24 protein-coding genes are annotated in these 23,002 nt (G+C 42.2%); 14 read left to right on the top strand and 10 right to left on the bottom strand.

Annotation, left to right across the window (positions count from 1 at the left end; all coding sequences use genetic code 11):
- Positions 1–71: 71 nt before the first annotated feature.
- Positions 72–530, bottom strand: a complete 459-nt coding sequence (locus ACFSJE_RS05675; RefSeq protein ID WP_379830001.1) for a DUF305 domain-containing protein — start codon at positions 528–530, stop codon at positions 72–74.
- 359 nt (positions 531–889) lie between these two features.
- Between ACFSJE_RS05675 and ACFSJE_RS05670 the strand changes: the two genes are divergently transcribed.
- A complete protein-coding gene (locus ACFSJE_RS05670) occupies positions 890–1,096 on the top strand; it encodes a hypothetical protein (RefSeq protein WP_379830000.1) in 207 nt (68 codons plus the stop codon).
- Here the strand turns inward: ACFSJE_RS05670 and ACFSJE_RS05665 are convergent.
- Genes ACFSJE_RS05665 through ACFSJE_RS05655 form a run of 3 tightly spaced genes read right to left on the bottom strand, consistent with a single transcriptional unit; the run spans position 1,089 to position 2,910 of the window.
- Positions 1,089–1,568 carry a hypothetical protein gene (locus tag ACFSJE_RS05665; RefSeq protein WP_379829999.1) on the bottom strand — a complete coding sequence of 160 codons (480 nt, stop codon included), beginning with the start codon at positions 1,566–1,568 and terminating at the stop codon, positions 1,089–1,091. The genes ACFSJE_RS05670 and ACFSJE_RS05665 overlap by 8 nt on opposite strands.
- Positions 1,569–1,622: 54 nt before the next feature.
- Positions 1,623–2,075: a DUF1801 domain-containing protein gene (locus ACFSJE_RS05660; RefSeq protein ID WP_379829998.1), complete on the bottom strand. Its 453-nt coding sequence runs from the start codon at positions 2,073–2,075 to the stop codon at positions 1,623–1,625.
- Positions 2,050–2,910, bottom strand: a complete 861-nt coding sequence (locus ACFSJE_RS05655) for a hydroxypyruvate isomerase family protein (RefSeq protein WP_379829997.1) — start codon at positions 2,908–2,910, stop codon at positions 2,050–2,052. Before ACFSJE_RS05655 ends, ACFSJE_RS05660 begins: the two co-directional genes overlap by 26 nt.
- A gap of 46 nt (positions 2,911–2,956) precedes the next feature.
- Here ACFSJE_RS05655 and ACFSJE_RS05650 point away from each other — a divergent pair, with 46 nt between their 5' ends.
- The 8 genes from ACFSJE_RS05650 (at position 2,957) to ACFSJE_RS05615 (ending at position 10,836) form a co-directional block, all read left to right on the top strand.
- A complete protein-coding gene (locus ACFSJE_RS05650) occupies positions 2,957–3,199 on the top strand; it encodes a DUF3820 family protein (protein ID WP_379829996.1) in 243 nt (80 codons plus the stop codon).
- A 49-nt stretch (positions 3,200–3,248) separates the two neighbouring features.
- Complete coding sequence (locus ACFSJE_RS05645) at positions 3,249–4,883, top strand: CTP synthase (protein ID WP_379829995.1); 1,635 nt, start codon at positions 3,249–3,251, stop codon at positions 4,881–4,883.
- 66 nt (positions 4,884–4,949) lie between these two features.
- Positions 4,950–6,818, top strand: a complete 1,869-nt coding sequence (gene yidC, locus ACFSJE_RS05640; RefSeq protein WP_379829994.1) for a membrane protein insertase YidC — start codon at positions 4,950–4,952, stop codon at positions 6,816–6,818.
- A gap of 82 nt (positions 6,819–6,900) precedes the next feature.
- On the top strand, positions 6,901–7,446 hold the full coding sequence (locus tag ACFSJE_RS05635; RefSeq protein WP_379829993.1) for a DUF6515 family protein: 546 nt from the start codon (positions 6,901–6,903) through the stop codon (positions 7,444–7,446).
- Positions 7,447–7,781: 335 nt separating this feature from the next.
- On the top strand, positions 7,782–8,972 hold the full coding sequence (gene mnmA / locus ACFSJE_RS05630) for a tRNA 2-thiouridine(34) synthase MnmA (protein ID WP_379829992.1): 1,191 nt from the start codon (positions 7,782–7,784) through the stop codon (positions 8,970–8,972).
- Positions 8,973–8,987: 15 nt separating this feature from the next.
- On the top strand, positions 8,988–9,350 hold the full coding sequence (locus ACFSJE_RS05625; RefSeq protein ID WP_379829991.1) for a hypothetical protein: 363 nt from the start codon (positions 8,988–8,990) through the stop codon (positions 9,348–9,350).
- Between the two features lie 14 nt (positions 9,351–9,364).
- A complete protein-coding gene (locus ACFSJE_RS05620) occupies positions 9,365–10,306 on the top strand; it encodes an NAD(P)H-dependent flavin oxidoreductase (RefSeq protein WP_379829990.1) in 942 nt (313 codons plus the stop codon).
- A gap of 47 nt (positions 10,307–10,353) precedes the next feature.
- The gene (locus tag ACFSJE_RS05615; protein ID WP_379829989.1) at positions 10,354–10,836 is read left to right on the top strand and encodes a hypothetical protein; all 483 of its coding nucleotides are present in this window, start codon (positions 10,354–10,356) and stop codon (positions 10,834–10,836) included.
- Here ACFSJE_RS05615 and ACFSJE_RS05610 read toward each other — a convergent pair.
- Genes ACFSJE_RS05610 through ACFSJE_RS05585 form a run of 6 tightly spaced genes read right to left on the bottom strand, consistent with a single transcriptional unit; the run spans position 10,829 to position 16,986 of the window.
- A complete protein-coding gene (locus ACFSJE_RS05610; protein WP_379829988.1) occupies positions 10,829–12,163 on the bottom strand; it encodes a DUF58 domain-containing protein in 1,335 nt (444 codons plus the stop codon). The genes ACFSJE_RS05615 and ACFSJE_RS05610 overlap by 8 nt on opposite strands.
- A 4-nt stretch (positions 12,164–12,167) precedes the next feature.
- Positions 12,168–13,166: an AAA family ATPase gene (locus tag ACFSJE_RS05605; RefSeq protein ID WP_379829987.1), complete on the bottom strand. Its 999-nt coding sequence runs from the start codon at positions 13,164–13,166 to the stop codon at positions 12,168–12,170.
- 3 nt (positions 13,167–13,169) lie between these two features.
- Positions 13,170–14,381, bottom strand: coding sequence for a DUF4350 domain-containing protein (locus ACFSJE_RS05600; RefSeq protein WP_379829986.1), 1,212 nt, complete (start codon positions 14,379–14,381; stop codon positions 13,170–13,172).
- Between the two features lies 1 nt (position 14,382).
- Positions 14,383–15,102, bottom strand: a complete 720-nt coding sequence (locus tag ACFSJE_RS05595) for a DUF4129 domain-containing protein (RefSeq protein ID WP_379829985.1) — start codon at positions 15,100–15,102, stop codon at positions 14,383–14,385.
- Positions 15,099–16,037, bottom strand: a complete 939-nt coding sequence (locus ACFSJE_RS05590; RefSeq protein WP_379829984.1) for a hypothetical protein — start codon at positions 16,035–16,037, stop codon at positions 15,099–15,101. The genes ACFSJE_RS05595 and ACFSJE_RS05590 overlap by 4 nt, the downstream gene beginning before the upstream one ends.
- Positions 16,027–16,986 carry a stage II sporulation protein M gene (locus tag ACFSJE_RS05585; protein ID WP_379829983.1) on the bottom strand — a complete coding sequence of 320 codons (960 nt, stop codon included), beginning with the start codon at positions 16,984–16,986 and terminating at the stop codon, positions 16,027–16,029. The genes ACFSJE_RS05590 and ACFSJE_RS05585 overlap by 11 nt, the downstream gene beginning before the upstream one ends.
- 34 nt (positions 16,987–17,020) lie before the next feature.
- Between ACFSJE_RS05585 and ACFSJE_RS05580 the strand changes: the two genes are divergently transcribed.
- The 5 genes from ACFSJE_RS05580 to ACFSJE_RS05560 all read left to right on the top strand — a co-directional run bounded on the left by ACFSJE_RS05580 (position 17,021) and on the right by ACFSJE_RS05560 (position 22,877).
- Positions 17,021–17,746 (top strand): RDD family protein, encoded by a 726-nt coding sequence (locus ACFSJE_RS05580; protein ID WP_379829982.1) that lies wholly within the window; start codon positions 17,021–17,023, stop codon positions 17,744–17,746.
- 2 nt (positions 17,747–17,748) lie between these two features.
- Positions 17,749–18,363 (top strand): trimeric intracellular cation channel family protein, encoded by a 615-nt coding sequence (locus ACFSJE_RS05575; RefSeq protein WP_379829981.1) that lies wholly within the window; start codon positions 17,749–17,751, stop codon positions 18,361–18,363.
- A gap of 186 nt (positions 18,364–18,549) precedes the next feature.
- A complete protein-coding gene (locus tag ACFSJE_RS05570) occupies positions 18,550–19,695 on the top strand; it encodes a hypothetical protein (protein WP_379829980.1) in 1,146 nt (381 codons plus the stop codon).
- A gap of 12 nt (positions 19,696–19,707) precedes the next feature.
- Positions 19,708–20,220 (top strand): hypothetical protein, encoded by a 513-nt coding sequence (locus ACFSJE_RS05565; RefSeq protein ID WP_379829979.1) that lies wholly within the window; start codon positions 19,708–19,710, stop codon positions 20,218–20,220.
- Positions 20,221–20,225: 5 nt separating this feature from the next.
- Positions 20,226–22,877, top strand: coding sequence for a carboxypeptidase-like regulatory domain-containing protein (locus ACFSJE_RS05560; protein WP_379829978.1), 2,652 nt, complete (start codon positions 20,226–20,228; stop codon positions 22,875–22,877).
- Positions 22,878–23,002 lie beyond the last annotated feature (125 nt).

Below are 23,002 nucleotides of genomic sequence, written 5' to 3'. Positions count from 1 at the left end.
AGCTCAACGAACAAGTCCACTATTTGTTACAGAATTTTTTTAGGTAACCAATTCACAAATGGCTTTAATCCTTATTGCTCGTTCTCTAAACGCGCCAACATTTTTTTCATTTCCTTGATTTCACGTTCTTGGGCATCAATTATGTCCTGCGCCAATTCTTTTACCTCGGGGTCTTTCAAATCGGCTCGGTTGCTGGTGAGAATGGCAATGGAGTGGTGGGGTATCATAGCTTTCATCCATTTGATATCTCCAATCGGGATTTGTTGTCGGACCAAATAGGTGGAAAAGGCCATTAATAAGAGACTGCAAACAACAATTAACGTATTCTTTGTCTTGTTCGTGTACATCTTTCGCATGAACAGGAACATGATGATTGCCATTCCTCCAATACCAATAAAGGTCATATACATTCGCGTCCAGCTAAAATAAACATGACTGTATTCATAGGTGTTGAAATACATGGTGATGTACATGGAAATAGCGGAGCAAACCAGCATTAAGAAAAAGGTGGTGTAATTGGATTTTTTCATGATAACTGTTTTTTATTGGATGTGCCAATAGTATACAGCTTCCCTTCGAAAAGGATTGTTGGAAATGATTCAAATTATTGACGCTATTGCAAAAAGGGACTCTAATGTACCATGGAGTCAAGGATATTTCGCAAACCTGATAAAAAATGGATGTGCAATTTGGGGATGAGGAAAGGTGAAGCCACCTAATTTTTCTGAAGAATTAAATCATGGTTGAGGTTGGTCAATCAAGGTTGATATCTAGTTAATTTCTAAAATAAACATATTTAGCAGTTTTTATGCTATGGTACGATATATCAGGCTAAAGAATCATACAAAAATGGCCAACTTGCTCCCACGACTAAGAAATAGATTCCAAAATGCCAAATAAAAATGAATTACGAGAACTCATCAAAGACCAATACGGCACACTCGAAACTTTGGCCAACTGGTTGGACTTGGCTGTGGAAATGTTGTTTTATGTGGAAGAGGATACTTTTTCCCGAGTAGAGTTACAGGAGGTGGCTACGGCGTTGAGAAAATTAACGGTGGTGCTGAGAAGTAGAGAAAAAGGCCAGACTATTTAACTTGAAAGACAATATGTTCTTTGATATAGTTTTCCACTATTTCTTTGTCTCTCTTGTTTTTTAAAATCAATAGCTCATTATTCTTATGAGTTTTATAATTCAAAAGGTACTTCGTTTTTCCGCTTCGTGACAGCTCAATATATTCAAATCGATTTGGGTTGAACTTATCGGTTATCAATTCCACCTTTTGTACCTTATTAAGTAGTTTTTTCAGTTTGGTCATTTTTCCATTCCTTACATCAATTTGTATCTCCGAGAAGTAAATCCAAGCGGCAAATCTGTAAAATACGTAGACGATGGTGGTTAGCAGTGCCACATAGAGACCTACCAACCAACCAAACGAAAAAATGAGAAACAAAACTGAAGCTGATGAAAAAAGCAAGAATTCGTTCCATCTGAAGGGAATCCGGTCACTTAACGTATGTATTTGACCATTGCGGTGGATTCTAAAATAATCTTCCTTTTCATTCATTTCAATCCCTCAACTGAAATAACAAATCCATCAACAGTATCATTGGATTGGATTTTATACGTGTAGCCGCTCCAGTCGCCCTTTCCGTTTCACGATGTTTTTATAATCCCATTGGATTTTCTTCGATTTTTGGAGCCACGACCGTAGTTTGCTTTCATCAATTTCGGCAACATCGGTATAGAAAATGGAGGCGTCCTTGAATTTCTTCCCCTTCACGTTCAAATCATCTTCATCAAAACTGGCCCCGCTCCAAAACATCAATCGAACGCCCTGTTTTTGTTTGCTGTAGCCCACAATGGGATTTTCACTCAAAAACCAAACGGGATGCCCATGCCATATTTTGCTTTCGGCTTCTGTCAGTTCCTGGTCAATGATCACAGCAAGCGCATTGGTGATCAATTCATCCGAAGCGGTTTGTTGGGCATTGTATGTTGCAATTTCAGCATTCATAAAGGGACTGAAAAGAAGTTCGAAAGACCAATCAAATATCACATCGCGTAAACCCATCTTTTAAAGCAGCAATCTTGTCGTCCCAAGTTGCAATAAACTCTTGGGCCACATAGCCCTTAAATCCAGTAGCGTGAATCGCTTTAATAATAGCAGGGTAGTAGAGCTCTTGGGTCTCATCAATCTCATGGCGGCCGGGAACCCCAGCGGTATGGTAGTGGCCAAAATAGGGATGGTAGTTCTGGATACTACGTATAATATCACCTTCCTGAATCTGCATGTGGTAGATATCGAACAACAATTTAAAGTTCTCGCTGCCCAAATGCTTGCAGAGTTCTACCCCCCAGAGGGAGTTGTCGCACATATAATCAGGGTGGTTTTGCTGGTTAAAAAGCTCCATTTGAAGGACCACACCGTGTTTTTCGGCCAGCGGTATAATCTTGGAAAGTCCATCCACACAGTTTTGCAGCCCCACATAATCATTCATGCCGTTTCGGTTACCACTAAAGCAAATCAAGTTGGTATAACCATGCTCGGCCACTTTTGGAATGATTTCCGTATAGTTTTTGATCAACTGTTCATGGTATCTGGGGTTGTTCCATCCCTCGGTCAAACTAATTTCCGCTCCGTTGCACATAGAGCAATAGATGTCGTATTTTTTAAGGATGTGCCATCTATCAGGTCCTACCAAGTCAATGGCCTTTACGCCCAATTCATTCAGGGTCTGTAAAAACTCTTCAAAGGGAATATCATTAAAACACCACTCGCACACACTGTGGTTGATGTTGTTCTTCAATTTGAATTCTTTCTGGGTGTTGTCCTGTGCAAAGCCGGACACGGATGCCAAACCGGCGGAACCCGCAGCGGCAGTGGCAATAAAATTTCTTCGTTTCATTATTGGTAATGATTGTTCCCCGAAAGATAGTACTTTAGACCTACAAATGGAAATGCAACCCGACCCGAAACAACTTTTGGAACTGGCTCATTACAAAATGCCCTTTGGAAAATATAAGGGTCGCTATTTGGTGGATTTGCCCTTGGCTTATCTGGTCTGGTTCAGGCAAAAGGGCTTTCCCGATGGGAAACTTGGAAATTACCTCAATACCATGCTCACCATTAAGGATGAAGGCTTGGAACCGCTCATAAGAAAGCTCCGAAAAGAATTTCCAAAAGAATCCTCCTGATTTCTGCGCGGCAATTTGTAACTTTACGCCCCGTAATAGAAAGATCAATATGTCACAGACCAAGTACATTTTCGTTACGGGAGGCGTTACCTCTTCTTTGGGGAAAGGAATCATCGCCGCATCCTTGGCCAAACTGCTGCAAGCCAGGGGTTACCGCACCACCATACAAAAATTAGATCCCTATATCAACGTTGATCCCGGAACGCTGAATCCATACGAACATGGCGAGTGTTATGTGACCGATGACGGTGCCGAAACCGATTTGGATTTGGGCCACTACGAACGTTTTTTGAATGTTCGCACTTCACAGGCCAATAATGTAACCACCGGAAGAATTTATCAAAGCGTCATAGAAAAAGAACGCCGTGGTGAGTTTTTGGGAAAAACCGTCCAAGTGGTGCCTCATATTACCAACGAAATCAAGGAGCGAATCCAAAATTTGGGTAAAAGCGGGGAGTATGATATCGTTATTACCGAAATTGGAGGTACTGTGGGTGACATTGAGTCACTACCTTATATTGAAGCCGTTCGACAATTGCTTTGGGAATTGGGAGAACACAACGGCATTGTAGTACATTTAACATTGGTTCCGTTTTTATCCGCCGCAGGCGAATTGAAGACCAAACCAACCCAACACTCCGTAAAAACGTTGATGGAAAGCGGTATCAAAGCTGATATTTTGGTTTGCCGTACCGAACATGAAATTTCCGAGGACATCAAACAAAAACTTGCACTGTTTTGTAATGTGAAAAAAGAAGCGGTGATTCAATCCATTGATGCTTCTACCATATATGATGTGCCAATTTTGATGCAAGAAGAAGGTCTGGATACCGTGGCTTTGGAAAAATTGGCCTTACCCAATGATACCGAGCCCAATTTGGACCAATGGAAAGAGTTTTTAAAGCGACATAAAAATCCAAAGAACAAAGTCACTATCGGTTTAATTGGAAAATATGTGGAGTTGCCCGATTCTTATAAATCCATTCAAGAAGCCTTTATCCATGCTGGAGCGGCCAATGAGGTTGAGGTTGAAGTACGGTCCATCCATTCAGAACATCTTGATGCGAAGAATATTGACAAAAAGCTGTTGGGCTTGGATGGTCTATTGGTGGCACCCGGTTTTGGTGAACGTGGTATTGAAGGAAAGGTAAAAGCAGTTCAATATGCCCGTGAAAATGATATTCCATTTTTGGGTATCTGTTTAGGGATGCAAATGGCTGTTATTGAGTTTGCCCGAAACGTTTTGGGCTTGGAAGGTGCCAATTCCACCGAAATGGATAAAAACACACCCCATCCTGTCATTAGTTTGATGGAAGAGCAAAAATCCATCAAAGATATGGGGGGAACCATGCGTTTGGGCGCGTGGGACTGTCATTTGAGTGAAGGCAGTTTGGTGCAAAAAGTATATGGGGCCACCGATATTGCAGAGCGTCACCGTCATCGCTTTGAATTCAATAACGAATACAAAAAGAAAATGGAAGATGCCGGATTGATGCCCACAGGGTTCAATCCCAAGACTGGATTGGTGGAAGTCATTGAGATTCCTTCGCATCCGTGGTTCATTGGCGTACAATATCACCCAGAATACAGAAGTACAGTGGCTAGCCCGCATCCCTTATTTGTGGGGTTTGTAAAAGCGGTGTTATCGCACAAACTTCAACAAAAGAATGCCAGTTTGGCATAAACTGCGGTTTTGGACATATATTTGCCACCTGAAATACCGATAAAAGATTTCTACTAAATAATTTTCATGGAAGAGAAGAAGCTGGATATCAATTCCATTATTGGATTTGTACTGATTTTTGGGATACTCATCTTTATGTTTTACCAAAATCAGCCCACCCCAGAAGAGTTGGAGGCGCAAAAAGCAGAACAAGAACAGGTTGAAGCTGCTGCCAAAAAAGCAGAGGAAGAAACCAAAACCGCTCCAATAAACCAATCACAGCCCGTTAATTTACAGGATTCCACCGCGGTCGCCAATTATAAAAGTGCGGTGGGTGCTTTTGGTTTTACCCAAACTTCTGATGGAACTACCAGATTGGAGAATGAAGTACTCTATTTGGAAGTTTCCAATAAGGGTGGACAGATTGTGGAGGCCAGAATGAAGGAGTATGTTACCCATGATTCAGTTCCTGTATATTTGGTGAAGGATGGCAATGCCAACTTCGCTCTTAATTTTTCCACCAATGACAACCGGGTACTTAATACATCGGACTTGTATTTTGAGCCTTCTTTGACCCAAAGTGGCGACAATCAAGTGCTTTCCATGAAGGCCAAAGTCGCCAACAACCAGTTTTTGGAATATCGCTATGAATTGAAACCTAGTGAGTATCTGTTGGATTTTACGGTTCGTTCCCAAGGATTGAACGGTATAATCAATAGCTCCAAACCTATTGAGTTGACGTGGGATTTAAAAGCGATTCGTCAAGATCAGAGTGTACGTTATGAAAACCGATATACCCGCTTGACCTACAATCACGAAGGGGATAAAATCAGTAAGCTTTCTGAAAGCAGCGATTTGGATGAAGAGACCGAAGAGGATGTAAAATGGTTATCGTACCGTCAACATTTTTTCAGTTCCATTTTAGCAACTGATACACATTTTAAAACAGCTCATCTCAGTTCCAAGAATTTGGTAGAGGAGGAGAGCAAGGACATCTTGTTTACCAAAGAATATAGTACAAAGGCGCCATTGGAGCTTCAAGGGGGCGAGCTTACCCAGAATATGCACTGGTATTATGGTCCCACTGATGTTAAGGTGTTGGATGATTATAAAGACCTTGCTATTGTTGAATCCATTCCATTTGGATGGGGCATCTTCGGATGGATCAACCGGTATGTGTTTACACCGTTCTTCGGATTCTTGAGTTCGTTCCTGCCATTTGGTATTGCCATTGTGGTAATGACCATTGTAGTGCGATTGGCATTATCTCCCGTAACCTATAAATCCTATCTCTCACAGGCCAAAATGAAAGTATTGAAGCCTGAGATTACTGAAATCAACGAGAAGTACAAGGACAACGCCATGAAAAAGCAGCAAGAGACCATGAAGCTGTACAACAAAGCAGGGGTGAGCCCTATGAGCGGTTGTGTACCGGCATTGTTGCAGTTGCCCATTTTCTATGCATTGTTTATGTTTTTCCCGACATCGTTCTCATTGCGACAAAAATCCTTCTTGTGGGCAGATGATTTATCATCCTATGACACCATTTTTGAATTGCCTTTCACGGTTCCTTTTTATGGAGATCACGTAAGTTTGTTCCCGATTTTGGCCTCCATCGCCATCTTCTTTTATATGATGATGACCACAGGCCAGAGCATGCAGATGCAACAACAACCTGGCATGCCCAATATGAAGTTCATTATGTACCTATCGCCCATTATGATGTTGTTCTTCTTCAACAACTATGCGAGTGGGTTGAGTTTGTACTACTTTATCTCCAACCTGATTACCATCTTTATCATGTTGGCCATTAAGAACTACATTTTGGATGAGGATAAAATCCATGCCCAAATTCAGGAAAACAAGAAAAAGCCGAAAAAAGAGAACAAGTTCCAGCGTAAGATGCGTGAGATGATGGAGCAGGCCGAAGAACAGAAAAAAGGCGGGCGAAGATAGTTTTAAAATAAATTTTGGTTGGCCATTAAACCTTATGGCTTTTTGGAAGTCTTAGACGCATCTGACCATAAATTTTAAAACTATGAAACACCTACATCTAGTACTTTTCTTATTGGCTTTTTTGTCCATAGGTACCATGGAATATGTGGAAGCCCAAGTCTATCCGCGAAATGAAAGACGGGTTATTCGGCGTAAAGTGCGCAGGCATAACCGACGTGTGGTTCGAAGAACCCTACGGCGTTTGCCGGCCAACACACGACCCATTGTGTACCGAAGAATTTCATATTATCCCGTAGGGGGAATGTATTACATCCAACGAAAAGGAATCTATGTACGGACATTTCCACCAAGAGGTTTTCGTTTGCGGGTATTGCCTGCAACTGCTGTAATGCTCACTGTTAGGGGTATCCCTTATCGGTATGCCGATGGCGTTTTCTACACGGAAATTGATGGGGAATATGAGGTATCCGAAACACCCATCGGTGCTGTTGTAAAAGAACTTCCCGAAGATGCCGAGGAAATCGACTTTGATGGTATTCCCGCCTACGAACTCAATGAAGCCGTATATAAGGCGGTTGAAGACGGTTATGAAATCATCGATATTCTAGAAGAAGAGGAAGATAATTAAAGGGTAATTCCAAAATAAAAAAACTCCCTCAAGTTCTTGGGGGAGTTTTCCATTTGTAGGTGTAGTTTGGAAAGATTTGGGACTCCAAAGATGCAGCATAATAGCAGCTAAAAAAATTAATAGTTGTCAAAACAGGGTTTTTTGTATGGTAAAAGGAACCCTTTTGATGTGTCATCGACGAACGGTAATCTCTATCGATAAATGGCTATCAAAAATTCATTTTAAAACAAAAATTTCTGTGCTATTTACCGCGGTTTGTAAGGTAAAGTCCAAACTGCGGACTACATACGGTCACTGAAGACTATTTTGTATTTTTGTACCCATAATTGAGAACAATGAAAAAGGTTGTTGTTGGACTTTCCGGAGGAGTGGATTCCAGTGTCACTGCGTATCTTTTAAAAGAGCAGGGATACAAGGTGATTGGCCTTTTTATGAAGAATTGGGTGGATGACTCTGTCATTATTTCCGAAGAATGTCCTTGGGTCGAGGATAGCAATGATGCTTTGATTGTGGCCGAAAAGCTTGGAATTCCTTTTCAAACTGTGGATTTAAGTGCGGAATACAAGGAGCGCATTGTGGACTATATGTTCAGCGAGTATGAGAAGGGTAGGACCCCCAACCCAGATGTGCTTTGTAATCGCGAGATTAAATTTGATGTATTCCTAAAAATCGCCCTGCAATTGGGAGCGGATTATGTGGCCACAGGCCATTACTGTAGAAAAGGAACCATCAAAAATGCGGATGGTACCGAAACCTACCAACTTTTGGCCGGTGTGGACAAGAACAAGGACCAATCCTATTTTTTATGCCAATTGTCGCAGGAACAGCTCTCCAAAGCGTTGTTTCCCATTGGCGGATTGACCAAACCCGAAGTTCGAAAGATTGCCGCCGACAATGACTTGATTACGGCAGACAAAAAGGATTCCCAAGGACTTTGCTTTGTGGGAAAGGTGCATTTGCCTGAATTTTTGCAACAAAAGCTGAGCCCCAAAAAGGGAGTCATTGTTGAAGTACCCACGGATGCCTCGCAATTTTCGGTTGTAGCTCCTGCTTTTCACAATAAACGGGAAGAGTTGGCCTTCAATGCGGAAAAGCCCCTCTATTCAGAAACGGATGGAAAGGTGGTGGGCGAACATCAAGGTGCGCATTATTTCACCATTGGTCAGCGAAAGGGACTCAATGTTGGGGGAACTAAAGAACCTTTGTTCGTGATTGATACCGATGTGGAGAAAAATATTATCTACACCGGACAGGGAAAACTACATCCCGGATTATACCGCCATACCCTTTTTGTGAAGGAAGACGAACTACATTGGATACGTCCTGATTTGGCTATAAAAGTGGATGAAACTTTGGAGGTCATGGCCCGAATTCGATACAGACAACCTTTGCAACCCGCCACCCTCTATAAAATAGAGAATGGATTGTATGTGGACTTCAAGGATAAACAATCCGCCATAACCGAAGGGCAGTTTGTTGCTTGGTATATCGATGATGAATTGGTGGGGTCTGGGGTAATTTCATAATACCTATATTTAGGTATGAAAATATTTCGAACCTTGGTTATAGCCTTGATTCTAGGTCTAGTTGCTTCTTGGTATTTTGATATCTGGCATTCCCCAGTGGAAACCATTGATGAATTAATAGGCACAAGCTATACCTTCGCCGAAGAAGAGTATTTCAAAGAGTCCCCCCAGTTGTATTATGATGTAAACATCAATCATGGGCTCCCCGAGTTTGATTCATTTTTATTGAATGAAAAGGATAGGTTAAAGGATTCTATTGTTCAAGTATACACTTGGAAATATATCAATCACAAGAAGACTATTTGGGTGGGTAAAACCTCTGAATCCGATTCACAGATTATTGATGCAATCCGATATAAGAATGATGTTCAATTTTAACTCGTTCATCCAGAATGCAAAACAGGATCACTAAACTTTTTGGAATACAATACCCCATCATTCAAGCTGGGATGGTCTGGGCCAGCGGTTGGCGTTTGGCCTCCGCCGTTTCCAATGCAGGTGGATTGGGATTGTTGGGGGCGGGCAGTATGTATCCTGAAGTCCTTCAGGAACACATTGAAAAATGCAAAAAAGCCACTGATAAACCTTTTGGGGTGAACGTTCCTATGCTCTATCCAGATATTGACCGTTTGATGCAGATTATTGTGGATTCTGGGGTGAAAATTGTGTTCACTTCCGCAGGAAATCCCAAAACATGGACCCCTTTTCTTAAAGAAAAAGGCATTACCGTGGTGCATGTGGTCAGCAGTGTAAAGTTTGCTTTAAAAGCCCAAGAGGCGGGTGTGGACGCCATTGTAGCTGAAGGTTTTGAAGCAGGAGGGCACAACGGAAGGGATGAAACCACTACCATGGTGTTGATTCCGTCCGTAAAGGAAAAAATTACTATTCCATTGATAGCCGCAGGTGGAATTGCCACGGGAAGGGCCATGTTGGCTGCGATGGTCCTTGGGGCTGACGGCGTTCAGATAGGGAGTCGATTTGTGGCCAGCCCAGAAGCATCATCCCATGAACTTTTTAAACAATGGGTCGTAAATGCGCAAGAGGGCGATACCCATCTTACCCTCAAAGAATTGGCTCCAGTTCGACTTCTCAAAAATAAATTCTATCGAGATGTGCAAGAAGCCTACGCCAAAGGTGCTTCGGTTGACGAATTAAAAACGTTATTGGGACGTGCACGTGCCAAAAAAGGAATGTTTGAAGGTGACATGGAAGAGGGCGAATTGGAAATCGGTCAAGTTTCTGGTTTAATTCATGAAATTAAGCCCGCAGCCCAGATTGTGGCTGACCTCATGGCCGAATTTGTCCAAGCTAAGGATGAACTGCAAGACTATTAGGTGAACGGCAAAGAAAGTTTCTGCAACTTTCAATATTTTTACCCCGCATGAGAACACTAATCCCCACGTTGGTACTATCTATGCTCATTTCATACAGTTATGGGCAAATAGAACGAGATAAAACGCTCCATTTTTTGGGAGGAAGTCTTTTTGGTCTTGCAGGCGCAGGAATTGCCAAACAAACAACCAAAGGCAACCGAGTTTGGACTTTTGTAGGTGCTGTTACGGGAAGTGCTTTGGCGGGTTTGGCCAAAGAAGCTATAGATTCCGGTCAGCCGACCAACTCATGGGATAATGATGATCTCTTGGCAACTGTTCTGGGAGGTGTGACCGTGGGTTTGGCGGTGGATATTTTTTCCAAAAAAGATAGTAACGGCAGGCTCAGGGGAAGATATTCAAATCTTTATGAGATGGATTTTCCGTTTGATGATGGCCCACCCATCTATTTGGTAAATGGAGATGAACTTCCGCATTTAACTACATTGGGACTTTCCAAACAGTTGGTAAATTATTATGTACTAATTAGATAAGCCCTCTCGCTTTTATTTCCAAATATTTATTGATGGTGTTGATGGTCAAATTTTCGGGTTTGGTCAAGATGGTTTGAATACCGTGTTTGCGCAATTCGTTCACGATGAGTTTTTTCTCATAAATAAATTTCTCGGCAATGGTCTGCTCAAAGATTTGATGAACCGTATTGGCGGTTTTCTCTGCAAATTCGTTGAGTTCCGTATTTTCAAAAAAGATGACTACCAACAAATGTTGTTTGGCCATGGCCAGTAAATAGGGGAGTTGACGATGTAGAGCATCCAACGTCTCAAAATTGGTGTAGAGTAACAATAAACTCCGTTGGTTGAGGTTGCGTTTCACATCAATGTAGAGCCGGCTGAAGTCACTCTCAATAAAATTGGTGTCTAGATTGTAGAGGGTTTCCAAAATCAGGTTCATTTGGGAACTTCTGCGTTCTGCCACTACCCGGTTTTCAATCTTATTGCTGAAGGAAAACATGCCCGCCTTATCGTGTTTTTTTAGGGCAATATTGCTGATGACCAACGTGGCATTGATGGCATAATCCAGCAGACTCAATCCATTGAAAGGCATTTTCATGACCCTTCCCTTATCGATTACGGAGTAAATAGGTTGTGATTTTTCATCTTGGTATTGGTTAACCATGAGCTGCCCCCGTTTGGCAGTGGCCTTCCAGTTGATGTTTCGGATATCGTCCCCTAAAACATAATCTTTGATTTGCTCAAATTCCATGGTATGGCCAATCCGACGGATTTTTTTAAGTCCGTATTCATGCAGTCGATTGGTGAAGGCAATCAAATCATATTTCTGCAATTGAAGAAAGGATGGATAAACAGGTACTTCCTGAGCTTGGTCAAACGTGTATTTTTTGGCTAAAAAGCCGATGGGTGAAATCGCAAAGACGTTCAAACTTCCAAAAGAATAGACCCCACGTTCGGTAGGTCTCAGTTCGTAGTCATACGCTTTGCTTCCACCACTTGAAATCTTGCTGAGCAGCCCAAAATCCCGCTTTTGAAATTGAAACGGAATCTCATCAATGATTTTTACGGTCACTGGAAAAAGATAGGTGTTAGCCAGTTTTAGTTGAATGGGGTTGTCATCACCGTTGGAAAGCTTGTCGGGCAACACACGATTACCTTCAATTTTTCCTTTGGAAGCAAATAACAGGAGTGAATCAACAATAAAAAATAAGACAGAAACGAAAAAAAGGACCTTTAATGCCCCAAATAAATTTGGCACCATATAGGAAACCAGAAAGCCCACAATAAGGGTGACCAGCACTATAAAGAACTGTTTTTGAAGATATATGGGCCTAAAAAATCGTTTCACGCTGTTACCTTGGAATTTCTATACTATCCACAATTTGATTGACCACCTGCTGGGAAGTCAACCCCTCCATTTCACGTTCTGGGGTCAGCATGATTCTGTGGCCCAAAACGGGACCAGCCACCTTTTTGATGTCATCCGGAGTAATAAAATCCCGACCGTTCATGGCGGCCAACGCTTTTGAGGCGTCCATGATGGCAATGGATGCCCTTGGTGATGCCCCTAAATATAGATTGGCATTGGTTCGAGTATTGTCCACAATGGAAGCGATGTATTTAAGCAGATTTTTTTCAACAATGATTTCCTTAATGGTCTTTTGGTAATCGGAAATCTGCTGAGCAGAAAGTAGGCTGTTCACCAAATCTTCCTCAATTTTGGTCTTCTGTTCATGTTTACTCTCCAAAATTCTAATCTCTTCTTCCAAAGATGGATAACTCACATTGATTTTGAACAGAAAACGGTCCAATTGCGCTTCAGGTAAGCGGTAGGTTCCCTCTTGTTCAATAGGGTTTTGGGTGGCGAACACTAAAAAAGGTGGCTCCATGGTGTATTCCGTTCCATCCATGGTGATTTGCCGTTCCGCCATAGCCTCAAAAAGGGCGGCTTGGGTTTTGGCCGGGGCACGGTTGATCTCATCAATCAAAATGATGTTGGAAAACAATGGCCCTTTCTTGAACTCAAACTCCGAAGTCTTCACGTTAAAAATAGAGGTGCCCAAAATATCACTGGGCATTAAATCTGGAGTGAATTGGATTCGGCTGAAATCCACGCTCATGGTCTTGGCCAATAATTTGGCGGTCACCGTTTTGGCCACACCGGGTACCCCTTCAATGAGGGAATGCCCATTAGCCAAAATGGAAATGATGAGCAATTCTATCATGTCTTGCTGGCCAATGATCACTTTTCCCAATTCAGATTTTATTTGGGAAACGGCTTCCTGCAATTGGGCCAGGTCAATCCGGCTGCTGAATTGTAATGCATCGTCCTGTTGTTCGTTTTCTTCCATATGTTACTGCTTAAATGCGGTTATTCTTTTATTGAGTTCTACACTGTCTTGTTCGGTATGGGTAGTTTTTAGCTTTAAACCCACAATATATTCAATCAATTTTTTGGTTTCTCCCACTTCTTTTCCAGCTCGGGAAGCCAAAATTTGAATGGTTTTTTCATCAAGTTGCGAGGTATCAATTTGATATCGATTTCTCAAATACGCCAAAAAATAGTTCAATTTTTTATGAATGAGGTCCGTATAGTCTTTATTTTGATGATACAAAGACCCCACGGCCTGGGCAAACTCCACGGAGGAATTCTTTAAGGGCTCAATTACCGGAATGATGCGTTGTTCACGTTTTCCACGAAAAAGCACAAACAATAAAATTCCCAAAATAGTAAGGTAATAGGCCCATTTTAAGGCTTCCTGTGTCAACACAAAACGCATGGGCGAGTTGATGATGATGCGCCCCGATTTTTTATAATTGTCCCAATATAGAAGACCTTTGTTTTCAAGATAGGAAAATGTATGGGCCACATAGTCCTGGTTTCCTTTGAGCATGTAGTAGTTGGAATAGGCCTGCGGTGTACTGCTTAAAATAAAATGCCCTTTGCCAAACTTGGTCTTGATGAAATTGGGCTTGGTGACGGTAACCTCCGGCTCATTTTCCAAAAAGTTCTCTTTGGTATAGGTGATATGCCCCAAAATGGTGGTATTTGTCGAGTCCACACTGGTAAAATGGGAATTGAAAACGCCCCGGGACAATTCAAACTTTTTACCGTTGAAGTTGTTATGGGTCAAATTCAAAAAGGCGGTGCCTTCCTTCAGATTGTAGTCGGAATCAATGGCGATGTTCAAGGTGTCCAATAAAGGCCATCCAAAGCCGGTAGCCGAGATAAAAACCGTGTTCCCTTGGTTCACATAGGTTAAAAGTTGGTTCGTTTCCTGTTCGTCCAGGTCCACATATTCGTTGATGAACATATAGTTCGAATTGAGGCTCGAATCCCTATCGACCATAAGGTCGTACACACTTTTATCCACAGTTTCAATGGTGTCATTTGGGAAAAGCGAAGGCAGTTCGCTATACAACACGTAGCAACCAAAAGGAATTTTATCCGTTGATGTATAGGAAGGACTCCAGTTGATGGGTTTGGGTCGAACAACTTCAGTAATGATGATAATGATTACCACCATGGCGAAAAGTGCGATGACTATTTTCGATTTTCGGTCCATGTCATCGCTGAATTAAATTGTTCAAAGTGGAAAATCGGGAGCTGGCTTTGGCGTATCCCGCTTCGTCAATAGGTTGCTCCCCGTACCAAATGTTTTCATAGAGGTAGGAAGCATTTTTAAAAGCCGCTTGAAGATTGCCATGTTTTATTTCCCGTTCGTAATCTGCATTGGTTTTTTCAAAATGCCACTCAATCAGGTTCTTTTGGGAAAGTAGTTTCAAGATTCTGAGAAACTGATACCGTACCGCAAGTCGATAGTCCTTGTTTTTCAAGGCATCGTTCATCATGGCATCCAAATCCAAAGACTCAATATGTTGCTCCGATAAGTCAATATCCACAATTGACTTGGCCTTTTTGGTGAAAATGGCATTGAATTTTTCATTGACGAACACCCGTATTAGCAAGAAAATCACCAAGGCACCCATAAGTGCGTAGATGATATATTCCAAAATGAGTAGGGTCTGCGGCGAGATATCCAAACCAAAAATATCACCAAGGCTATTCAACAGCCATCGGATAAAGCGTGCCAACAGGTTGGAAGACTCACCGGTTTTTATATCATAATTAAAATCCTCGCCCGTATATTTTTTGCTTAGATCCTCTTCGATTTGACGCTCGGATAGGGTAGAGCCTTCATCAACGGGAATGACAATGGAATCGTTCTGGGCAAATGAAATGGAAGCCCACAATAACATAAGTATGATGAGACTCGATTTGATCACTGGTCAGATTGCCCTATTTGTTCAATTTTACTTCGTGTGTTGACGTTGTAGGTTTTTTCATGTAAGGTATAGAAAAGAATACCATTGATGAACTGAGAAAGGCATTGGGCGTACACCATTAGAATGAGGAAGGCGCAGAGCCCAAGCGTGTAAACAATGGTCGATACAACTCCGGCCACATCCACATTATTCTCCATGACATGGAAGGTATAAATTCCAATAAGGATGGCTGGAATTAGGATGACCATGAACATCAGCAGTCCATTGAGTAATCCCAAAATAAAATTGACGCCAACCGACTTCCAAAAATTTTTGGTGACGAGATTCCATCCTTCGCCAAAGGCTTCAATGACTCCCTTGTTTTCGCTCAGCATGCTGAAGAAGGAAACGCCAATCCAAGCAGCCAGAAAAAATTGGAGGATGTATTGTGCGAACATTCCCAGAAGAGGAATAAAGGCAAAAATGATTGAGATTATAAAAAAGGTGCCATACATGGGTATCAAAAGCAGAATGAATACCAATATGTTCCCGAACTTACTTTTGGTAAGGTTCCATACTTCAGTTTTGTCAAAGCCCATGCCTTTATGTTCATCATATTTGATCATGTAGGAAGAACTCAGGCTAAAGTTTAGCCCGGCTACTGCCAAAAAAATCAAGAAAAATAAGGAGAAGCCTGCAATGATATAAATCCAATAGGTATCCTCACTGACTTGTTCGGTTTGGATTCCGTACAAAGCGGAGTTTTGTGAAATCATCCCTACAAACCCGCTGACCAACAAATAACTGGTGATCAAAAGTCCAATGAGGAATAATCCATTATAGCTGAGAAAAACATTGGTGAATTTTTTGATGTTCTGCTTTAAAAAATCAAAATACACGGTTAAGATGTCCCCAAAATCGCGATTGATTCTAAGTTCGATGTATTTATCGTTCATAAGATCGGTTTAGTAAGATTGGATATAGGATATAATAATAGACTATCAAACTCAAAGACCCACCAATGATTAAAAAGGCAAGCCAATCCGGCATGGTGGAATAACGGGTAATGAATCCCTCGATAAACCCGGCAATAATGAAAAAAGGAATGGTGCTCACCACGACCTTTAAGCCATCCTTGGCCCCTTTCATAAAGGAAACCCGCCTTGAAAATGTCTTCGGAAATAAAATACTGTTGCCCATGATGAGCCCAGCACACCCAGCGATGATGATTACCGAAATTTCGATGGTGCCATGTAACCAAATTTGTCGGTTGGCCTCAAAAAAAACGCCTTTGGTGTAGAAAAAAGTAATGAATGCCCCTAGCATCACTCCATTGCTGAATAGGATATAGGCCGTTCCAATACTCGTTATCACTCCAAAGGCAAAAGCCAAAAATCCCACTCGAATATTATTGATGGTAATTCCCAAAAAGGTACCCACTTCGCTGCCACTTTTGTAAATGGCAGTGGGTTCACCCATGGCAATATTGTTCAAGGTCTCGTTTACATAAGCATCCCCTAGAATGAGTCGCACAAAAGAGGCATCGTTGAGGGCCGAAATACAACCAATTGCCGAGGCCACCATAAAAATCAAAAAAGCTACGAGCAGTGTCTTGTGATATTGTCTAAAAAAGAGCGGGAATTCCCGCACCCAAAATTCAATGATGCGATTCCCGGATTCCTTTTTGTTCTTGTAGATTTTCTGATGCGCTTGCGAAGCCAAAGAGTTCAAGTACAATAAAGTCTTGCTTTCTGCGTAATACGTCTGTGCGTAGGCCAAATCATTTGTGAGTTGGATGTAGCCATCCACAAGAGCATCTGGGTCGGTATGGTTGCTAAATGAAATCGCTTTTTCAAAAGCAATCCATTTTTCCTTATTTTGTTTCACAAAGGCAGCCTCACGCATAAGTAGAAATTACTAAAGCTAAAATTAAGGTTATATGGGTAACCTCCAAATCAATACAACGCAAAATGTCAACTTAGATTATAAGATCGTAAGTATTGGCGAGCGTATTTTGGCATTTTTGATTGATGGATTCATTCTGTACATGTATGCTTTTTTGGTAGATCTTATCGGAGATGCCATTGGGTATGTGTATGAAGATGGTTGGACCCAACGCGGGCTCGTCGCCCTGATTTTTCTGCCGGCCATGTTCTATTCTCTTTTGATGCACAGTCTTTTTAACGGTCAGACTGTGGGCAAGATGTTACTGAAAATGCGAGTGGTTCGTTTGGATGGTACTCCCGTACATTGGAGCAACTTGCTGGTGCGATGGATGCTTCGGCTGGTCGATATCTGGATTTTTTTGGGTTCCATTGGTATTTTGAGCATCCTTTTTTCCGAAAAAAGGCAACGGGTGGGTGATGCCGCTGCGGGTACAGTGGTCATCAGCACCAAAAGAAAAACCAAGGTTTCACACACCATTTTAGAGGAAATCAATGATGAATATGTGCCCCAATTTACCAATGTGACCTTATTGACGGATAAAGATGTCCGGTTGATCAAAGAAACATTTTACATAGCAAAAAGGAGTGGGGATTTTAAAACACTGACCGCACTTCGTGTGAAGGTTGATAGCATTCTTCAGACCAATTCCCAGCTGTATGATGTCCCTTATTTGGATACCGTTTTGAAGGACTACAACTATTTCACCCAAAAAATGTAAGCGTGCTCTATCAGACCATAGATATTTTGGGGACGGTGGCCTTTGCCATTTCTGGGGTTTTGGTGGCCATGGAAAAGCGTTTGGATTTGTTTGGAGTGCTCATTATTGCCTTTGTGACGGCCATTGGAGGAGGCACCCTTCGGGACCTGCTTATTGGCAACACTCCTGTGGGTTGGATGACGGATATTACCTATATGGTCACCATTTTCATAGCTGTGGTCTTTGCGATTATTTTTGTAAATCAACTCAAATATTTAAGACGCTCCCTGTTTCTTTTCGATACCATTGGCATTGGTCTTTACACCATGGTAGGTGTGGAAAAGGGACTGGAAGCTGAACTTTTGCCCGTGGTTTGCATTGCTTTGGGAACCATGACCGCTTGCTTTGGCGGGGTGATCAGGGATATGCTCTGTAATGAAATCCCAATGATTTTCCGGAGGACGGAAATCTATGCCACAACCTGCATTTTGGGCGGAGCCAGTTATTTTCTGCTTACTTGGCTTTCCGTACCTGAAAAATACGCCTATCTCTCGGCTATTATGGTTGTTATCGCATTACGGACTTTAGCTGTTTTGTTCGGCATTCGGTTACCCAACATTTACAAAAAGGAGGCATAAGGATCATCTTACCATTTGGTTAACCCATTTTTAACCCCATTAACTCTTTATTAATCTTTTTTACATCGCCATTAATTCACGCGTGTGGTTAATAGCTATACTTTGGCTTTCAAGTTTAGTAATCTTCATTGAATGATATAGGCCGTCCTGCTGAGGTCGGCCTTTTTAACAACCAATCACACCAACATGAAAACTCAAAGAACACTTTATTTTATAACTTTTATTACCGCACTGTTTTTCGGAATCAATGCTTCCAATGCGCAGGGTTGTGTGGCCATTCGCCACTTTTCTTCCTGTGTGGGAAATACGCTGGAAAGCAACCTTTTGGGCCAGGGCGACATTCAAATTGGCTCGAACTACCGCTATTTTAAATCATTTCGACATTTTCGTGGGACCGAGGAAGAACCCGATAGAGTAGCCAACGGTTCAGAAGTGATTAACCATTCCCATTCTTGGGATTTTTTCCTGACCTATGGAATTACGGATAGGTTATACACCAGTGTTACTATTCCAACTGTTATCAATACGCGATCTTCTCTTTACGAGCATGGGCGTGAAGAACGAAACACCACATTCTCCCGTGGTCTGGCTGATATCCGGGTTGGCGTCGGTTACTGGCTGTTCGATTTGGAAAAGCACCAAAATGGAAACTTGGCTTTGGGATTGGGACTTAAATTGCCCACCGGAAGCTACAATGCCTCAGATATTTTTTACAATGTAGGTCCAGAAGGAAGCCCACAAGTTAGACCGGTTGACCAAAGTATTCAACCTGGGGATGGTGGTTTTGGAATTACAGTCGATTTTCAGTTCTACCAAAAAATCGCAGAGAGACTTTTTGCTTATGGAGGTGGATTTTATCTGATCAATCCCCGGGAAACCAATGGAACCCGAACCTTTAGGGAAACGTTGAGTCCAATTCTTCAAAATGAGGCCATTATGGCCGTTCCAGATCAGTTCTCCTTGAGGGCAGGGGTGAGCCAAAGTTTCTCTAATACCATTTCGGGATCGTTGGGCGCACGATATGAAGGTGTTCCTGTTAAGGACCTTATCGGTGGGAACGAAGGTTTTAGACGTCCTGGGAATGTATTGTCCATAGATCCAGGGATTGCATTTATGAAGGATAATTTTTCACTCAACTTGAACGTGCCCTTTGCTGTGCGAAGAGATCGTCCGCAAAGTGTTACCGACAAACAAACTGAGGAAGCAACGGGTAATCCACGTAATGGGGATGCCGCTTTTGCCGATTACTTGATCAATGTGGGTGTTTCATTCCGTTTTCCAAACAAGAAGGTTAAAGTAGACCCAGAGTTGATGAATCAATTCAGTAACTAAAAAACAACCAACATGAAACAGACCGCCAGAAACAGTCTTTTAGCCATCGCCATAGGTTTGGTCTACTTGTGGTTTGGGGCATTGAAATTTTTCCCAGACCTGAGCCCTGCCGAAGGATTGGCCAAGAGTACCATTCATACCCTAACATTTGGACTGATTCCCGATGAGGTATCCATTATTCTTCTGGCCCTTTGGGAAACCTGGATTGGGGTGTTCCTGATTTTTAATGTGGCCCGGAAAACGGTTACCTTGCTGGCGTTGGTCCATATTATTTTCACATTTACGCCACTGCTGTTTTTCCCTGATCAGGTGTTCAGTGGTGGATTGCCCTTTTTGACTTTGTTGGGTCAGTATATCATGAAAAATCTGATTATTATCGCTGCGCTTTTGGTACTGCTTCCGGTGGATATAAAATCCTTTTCACTTAAACCTAAAACAATTTTTAAAAACGCATTTTTCTCGTCTGCCAGAAATTATAGACTTCATTCAGTGGACGAAGGGAATTCCCAAAGGCATTCTGAATAAGAATAATGAAGAAACAAAGATTCCCCTACCAATCATTATTAGTTGTATTAGCTTTTTTATCCAATTTTTGGGTTTTTTCCCAAGCAAAACTCACAGGTAAAGTCATTGATGCCACCGATTTGCAACCGCTTATCGGGGCTCAGATTATCATTCAAGAAGGGCAGCTAGGGACCGTCACAGACGATTTTGGTTATTTTGAAATCACTGCCCCTTCCCAAACGGGGACAATCACTGTAAAATATTTAGGATATGAGGGACAAGCCATCAGCTTTACCTCGGCCACATCAAATTTGGGTATAATTGCGCTGGTAAGGGCCAATACCACCTTGGATGAAGTGATAGTCAGTGCTTCGCCCCACAATTACAAAACGGAGTTTATGGGAAGTAACTTTAGGATAAACCCTATTACGCTTCAAAATATAAATCCACTGAGCACGGAAGAGGTGTTGCGGACCATTCCCGGGGTGAATATTGTTGGGGATATGGGTTTGTCCAACAGGCCAAACATCAGTATTAGGGGCTCTTGGGGTAGACGTTCCAAAAAGGTTCTGTTGATGGAGGACGGAACACCATCCGCACCCGCACCTTACATTGCGCCTGGGGCATATTATAATCCGGTAAGTGACCGAATTACTTCCATTGAGGTTTATAAAGGAGCCGATTTGTTACGCTATGGCCCCAATAATATGTACGGAGCCGTCAACTATATTACGGCCCTTCCTCCCCAAAAACCAACCTTGCGATTAAAATTGACCGGAGGTCAACGAAGTTATACGTCCGGGCTGTTTTCGTATGGTGGCACTTGGAACAATATGGGAGCCTTGGTGGAGGGCGTCTACAAAAAATTTGATGGATTTACAGATAATTCCTCGGTTGAAATTTTAAACCTCAATGCCAAAGTTTTTGCCAAACTATCTGAGGACCAATCCCTTTATTTTAAGGTGAGCGGTCAGTTTGAGGATAACCAAGCGTCCCTGAGTTCGCAAACTCCGTTCACGTTTGAGACCGATTATACACAGAACCCGTTGGATGCTGACCAATTCACCATGAGACGATATGGGGTGGATATCATTCACAAATGGTTGCCCAATGAAAAACTTAGCTTTACCTCGAAAATTTATGCTTCGGATTTTGAACGTGATTGGTGGAGACAGGTCACCGCGAAAGTTCGTGCATCTGAGGTGCAGGATTATGTCGGTGATGCCATTTACAATGACCGTTATGGGTATTTGACTGGAAGAACATTTGATGATGAAGATTATGTCATTGTGGGTAGGGTCATAAATGGGCTCGAAAGTACTACGGATAGCCGTTGGATATACAAAGTATCGGGGATTAAGGAAACCATGAGAGCTACTTGGGAAGCTTTTGATGCTCCAAGCGAACTGGAAGCAAGCATAAATGTACATCGAGAGACTTTTAAGGATGTCTTTTTGGAGGCCGATAATTCACGTTGGGCGCGAAGCGGAACAACCACAAAAGATTTGTGGTACCGACTTTGGTCCGCAAATGGGTATATCCGAAATGAATTCAATTTTGGAAAACTTGGTGTGACCCCCATTTTGCGCTTTGAGCACGTGGATATGTACCGGCAAGACCTGATTGCCTTGTCGCAGGACCCTAATCTGCAAAGTACTTCCGAAGGAAGGGAACCCAATATCTACAATCAGTTTTTACCTGGAATCACCATTAATTACAAAACGGAGGGTAGTGAGTTTTTTGGGAGTGTTTACGAGGGCATGATCGCTCCATCCAAAGTATTTGGTTTTCTGGTGGAGCAAGATGGTGTTGTGACCAATCCGTTGGAAGGTCAGAGCATTAACATTGACCCAGAATTAAGTTGGAACAAGGAATTGGGATGGCGTGGCAGCCTTTTACAGAATTGCATCAATGGTCAATTGACCTATTTCCACAACGCCAGTAGAAACTTCTATGCCGGAGGGCGAAATGAGGTGTTCCAAGAACTGGGTAAGGTAAATGTGCAAGGGGTGGAATTGGCGTTTGATGCAGAGTTGTTCAAAAGTGATGAACATGAACTTCATCTCTTGGGAAATACTACCTACATGCATTCCAAAGTAATGGAAGGAAGATTGGAAGACAGGGACCTTTTCTCGCAGGTGATTCATGGCTCGGCCACTCAAACGGAATACATCAATAAAGTGAATTCTAATCGGGCGGCCTACGAAGTTTATGTGGATGATGGAGGAGGGGAAACCTTGCTTGCGGATGAAACCATTGATGCAGCAGATTTTTCTAATATTACCCGAAGTATCATCACTTTTGGTGATGAAGGGATTGAAGATGCCGAAGCGCCGTATACGCCAAAAATCAATATGACCGTCGGTCTTAACTATGACTGGAAAGGACTTTCCTCTGGATTCAGTGTGAACCATGTGGGAGAGCAATTCACCGAATTCCACAATTTTAAAGCGGAGTCCGCGGATGGTGCCATTGGCCAACTACCGTCTTTCACGACGATTGATGCCTTTGTCAATTATGATTTTAAACTAGGGCAAAAGATTGATGCGACCGTTTTTGTAAATGGAAAAAACATTACGGACCAAGTATACCGCGCTTCACGATTGAACCGCGCCACTTCTGGTGTTTTCGCCGGAGGTTTTAGGCAAATCATTTTTGGGGTCAATCTAAAAATTTAACAAAATTTCCAATACAGAAGGTTTTCATTTCGTAATGAACAGATTCTCTGGCCTTTGTGTTTAATGCAATCGATTTCGACATTAATTCACATTTTATCAATAAGTAAGAATAATATTATCAAATT

This window comes from Flagellimonas iocasae (assembly GCF_042682725.1).
GTDB lineage: Bacteria > Bacteroidota > Bacteroidia > Flavobacteriales > Flavobacteriaceae > Flagellimonas > Flagellimonas iocasae.
The sequence above is the reverse complement of the archived record's forward strand: the minus strand, read 5'-3'. Positions and strand labels throughout refer to the sequence as shown.